This window comes from Pseudomonas sp. PS01299 (assembly GCF_029960145.1).
Taxonomy (GTDB): Bacteria; Pseudomonadota; Gammaproteobacteria; order Pseudomonadales; family Pseudomonadaceae; genus Aquipseudomonas; species Aquipseudomonas putida_A.
Genome location: NZ_JASCPO010000342.1, coordinates 1 through 4,516, shown reverse-complemented (window position 1 = coordinate 4,516; position 4,516 = coordinate 1). Strand labels below are relative to the sequence as shown.

Annotated in this window: 2 protein-coding genes; both read left to right on the top strand. The window is 64.7% G+C overall.

From position 1 onward, the window contains the following. On the top strand, positions 1 to 1,338 hold a 1,338-nt coding region (locus tag QMX91_RS29225; protein WP_282413787.1), incomplete at its 5' end, for a DNA polymerase Y family protein. Continuing rightward, on the top strand, positions 1,335 to 4,412 hold the full coding sequence (locus QMX91_RS29220) for an error-prone DNA polymerase (RefSeq protein ID WP_282413786.1): 3,078 nt from the start codon (positions 1,335 to 1,337) through the stop codon (positions 4,410 to 4,412). The genes QMX91_RS29225 and QMX91_RS29220, both read left to right, overlap by 4 nt. Positions 4,413 to 4,516: the final 104 nt, after the last annotated feature.

Sequence of the window (4,516 nt, the reverse complement as noted above, 5' to 3'; positions counted from 1 at the left end):
TTGGTGCTGCTCAGTGCCCCGGCCCAGCGCCGGGTGCTGCAAGCGGTGAATGCAGCGGCGCGCCAGCGCGGCTTGCGCGCCGGCCAGTCGATGACCGCCGCGCAGGCCCTAAGCAAAGGCTTTGCCACCGCCGATTACGACCTGGCCGAGGTCGAGCACTGGCAGCAGTTTCTCGCCGCGTGGGCCTATCGTTTCAGCGCGCAGGTCAGCGTGCATTATCCGCGTACCGTGGTGTTCGAGATCGAGTCGAGCCTGGGCCTGTTCGGCTCTTGGGCGCAGTTCGAAGCGCGGCTGCGCAAAGAGCTGACCGAGCTGGGTTTCCGCCATCGCATCGTCGCCGCACCGAATCCGGTGGCGGCGCGGGTGCTGGCCAACGCCTACGACGGTCTGGTGGTACCTGACGGTGAGGCCCTGCAGCATCACCTCGGAAAGTTGCCCGTCGACCGTGTCGGGCTGGAGCCGCAGGTCGCCACCGCGCTGACGCGTATGGGCCTGCGCAACCTGAACCAACTGCAGAGCCTGCCGCGTCAGGCCCTGGCCCGGCGTTTCGAAGCGTCGATGCTCAAGCATCTCGACACCCTGTTCGGTGCACGGCCGCTGGCCTTGGCGTTCTATCTGCCGCCGGATCGCTTCGATGTGCGCATCGAACTCAATTTCGACGTGCAATCCCATCAGGCGCTGCTGTTTCCGTTACGCCGCTTGACCGCTGACCTGTCGGCGTTCCTCTGCGGGCGTGACAGCGGCGTGCAGCGTTTCGACCTGCATCTGGAGCACGCCGGGCTGCCGGACACGCTGATCAAGGTCGGCCTGCTCAGCGCCGAGCGCGATCCGGCGATGCTCTTCGAACTGGCCCGTGGGCGACTGGAACAAGTCCAGGTCGAGGCCCCGGTGCGCGGCTTTCGCCTGCGGGCAGAAGACCTGCCGAGTTTCGTCCCGCAGTTTCAGGAACTGTTCGATGACCGTCCGCAACAGACCTTGCCTTGGGAGCAATTGCGCGAACGCCTGCGCGCACGGCTCGGCGATGAGGCGGTGCAGGGCCTGCGCTTCCAGGCCGACCATCGCCCGGAATGTGCGTGGCAGAACGGCGTCGACAAGCAGCGTTGCAGCGGTTTGCCGAGCGTGCAGCGCCCGGGCTGGCTGCTCGGCGAACCGCAGAGCGTGCCGGAAGGTTCGGCGCGGATTCTCATGGGCCCGGAGCGCATCGAGTCCGGCTGGTGGGACGGTGATGATGTGCGCCGCGATTACTACCTGATCCAGAACCGCGCTGGTCAGCAGGGCTGGGCCTATCGGGCCGTGGGCGAGGGCGGTCCGTTGTGGCTGCAGGGCTGGTTTGCATGAACCACGACTATGCCGAGTTGCACTGCCTGTCGAATTTCAGTTTCCAGCGCGGTGCCTCCAGTGCCCTTGAGCTGTTTCAGCGGGCGAAAAAACACGGTTATCAGGCGCTGGCGATCACCGACGAGTGCACCCTGGCCGGGATCGTCCGGGCCTGGCAAGCGGCGAAATCGGTGGAACTGCCGCTGATCATCGGCAGCGAAATCCGCATCGATAAAGGCCCGAAACTGCTGCTGTTGGTGGAGAACCTTGCGGGCTATCAGGCCTTGTGCGGCTTGATCACTCAGGCCCGGCGGCGTACGCAGAAGGGCCAGTACCAGGTGCTGCGCGAGGACTTCAACGAGCCGTTGCCGGGATTGTTCACCGTGTGGGTGCCGGACAGCGTTAATGATGTCGAGGAGGGCCGCTGGCTGAAACAGACTTTCGGCGAGCGCCTGTATCTGGCGGTACAGCTACATCGCGGGCAGGACGATCAGCGGCGGCTGGCGGCACTGCTGAGTCTGGCCGAGCAACTGCAGATCGCCGCCGTGGCCAGCGGCGACGTGCACATGCACGCCCGTGGGCGGCGCGCCCTGCAGGACACCATGACCGCGATCCGCCATCACGTCCCGGTGGCCGAGGCCGGATTGCGCCTGCACCCCAACGGCGAGCGGCATCTACGCAGCCTCGAGGTGTTGCGCGAGTTGTATCCGCAGGCTCTGCTCGACGCCTCGGTGCAACTGGCCCGGCGCTGCACTTTCGAGCTGGGCGAGTTGCGCTATGAGTATCCGAAAGAACTGGTACCGGAGGGGCATTCCGGTAGTTCCTGGTTGCGCCAACTGACCGAAAAAGGCATTGCCTGGCGCTGGCCGAAAGGGCCGCAGGCCAAGGTGCTCAAGCAAATCGACGATGAGCTGCGACTGATCGCCGAACTCGGCTACGAAAGCTACTTCCTCACCGTGCACGACGTAGTAAGTTTCGCCCGCAAGCAAAAAATCCTCTGTCAGGGCCGGGGTTCGGCGGCCAACTCGGCGGTGTGTTTTGCCCTGGGCATCACCGAGATCGATCCGGACCGCACCACGCTGCTGTTCGAGCGTTTCATGTCGAAAGAGCGCAACGAGCCGCCGGACATCGACGTCGATTTCGAGCACGAACGTCGCGAAGAAGTCCTGCAATACGTGTTTCGCCGTTATGGCCGGCGGCGTGCGGCGTTGACGGCGGTGGTCAGCACTTACCACGCTGCCGGTGCGGTGCGCGACGTAGCCAAGGCCCTTGGGCTGCCGCCGGATCAGATCAATGCACTGGCCGATTGCTGCGGCCACTGGAGCGACGAAACACCGCCGCTGGCGCGCTTGCTCGAAGGCGGCTTCGACCCCGACAGCCCGGTACTGCGTCGGGTGCTGAGCCTGACCGGGCAACTGATCGGCTTCCCCCGACACCTGTCGCAGCACCCCGGCGGTTTCGTGATTTCCGAACAGCCGTTGGACACGCTGGTGCCGGTGGAAAATGCCGCCATGGCCGAGCGCACGATCATTCAATGGGACAAGGACGACCTCGATGCGGTCGGGCTGCTCAAGGTCGACATCCTCGCCCTCGGCATGCTCAGTGCCATCCGCCGTTGCTTCGATCTGCTGCGTCGTCATCGCCATCTCGATCTGAGCCTGGCGACGATTCCAGACAAAGACAAACCGACCTACGAGATGATCAGCCGCGCCGACACCATCGGTGTATTTCAGATCGAATCGCGGGCGCAGATGTCGATGTTGCCGCGCCTGAAACCGGCGAAGTTCTACGATCTGGTGATCGAAGTGGCGATCGTCCGCCCGGGGCCGATTCAGGGCGGGATGGTTCATCCGTACCTGCGCCGACGCAACAAGGAAGAGCCGACAACCTATCCCTCGCCGGAACTGGAAGTGGTGCTCAAACGCACCCTCGGCGTGCCGCTGTTTCAGGAACAGGTGATGCAGATCGCCATCGTCGCCGCCGACTACAGCCCCGGCGAGGCCGATCAGTTGCGTCGCTCGATGGCCGCGTGGAAACGCCATGGAGGCTTGGAGCCGCACAAGGAACGCCTCGCCGCCGGCATGAAGAAAAACGGCTACACCGAGGAATTCGCCGCGCAGATCTTCGAGCAGATCAAGGGTTTCGGCAGCTATGGTTTTCCCGAGTCCCACGCCGCCAGTTTTGCCTTGCTGACTTACGCCAGTTGCTGGCTCAAGTGTCACGAACCGGCGGCGTTCGCTTGCGCGTTGATCAACAGTTGGCCGATGGGCTTCTACAGCCCGGATCAGATCCTTCAGGACGCCCGTCGGCATCAGTTGCAGATCCGTCCGGTGGACGTGCGCGCCAGCGACTGGGATTGCAGCCTGGAACCGATCAGCGGCGCGCAACCGGCGATTCGTATGGGCCTGCGGATGATCAAGGGCTTTCGCGAGGACGATGCGCGGCGCATTGAGGCGGCGCGGGCGCGGGGAGCGTTTGCCGATGTCGCCGACCTGAGCGAACGGGCCGCGCTCGACAGTCGGGCCCAGGCGTTGCTCGCGGATGCCGGGGCGTTGCGTGGCATGGCCGGGCATCGGCACCGCGCGCGCTGGGAAGTGGCCGGGGTGCAGAAACAGCTGGGCCTGTTTGCCGGTTTGCCAAGTCAGGAAGAGCCGGATGTGCTGTTGCCCAAACCGAGTGTCGGCGAGGACCTGCAGGCCGATTACGCGACTATCGGCACCACGCTGGGGCCGCATCCGCTGGCGCTGCTGCGTGGTGAACTGAAGGCGCGGCGTTGTCGCAGCTCTCAGGAGTTGCTGGACGTCGAGCACGGGCGGCCGGTGAGCATCGCCGGGCTGGTCACCGGGCGGCAGCGACCGGGCACTGCCAGCGGCGTGACTTTCGTCACCCTCGAAGACGAGTTCGGCAACGTCAACGTGGTGGTCTGGCGCGATCTGGCTGAGCGTCAGCGTCAGGTGCTGGTCGGTTCGCAATTGCTCAAGGTCGATGGCCGCTGGGAGCGGGAGGGCGAAGTTCGACACCTGATCGCCGGGCGATTGAGCGATCTGACTCCGCTGCTCGACGGCATCCGCGTACAAAGCCGCGACTTCCACTAAACCCCAGAACACCACATATCCCCCCTGTGGGAGCGGGCTTGCTCGCGAAGACGGTGTGTCAGTCAGCACAGACGTCTCTGACAGAACGCCTTCGCGAGCAAGCC

Excerpts from the sequence above, each read along its gene's own strand:
- QMX91_RS29220 (WP_282413786.1), top strand. The coding sequence starts at position 1,335 with ATGAACCACGACTATGCCGAGTTGCACTGCCTGTCGAATTTCAGTTTC.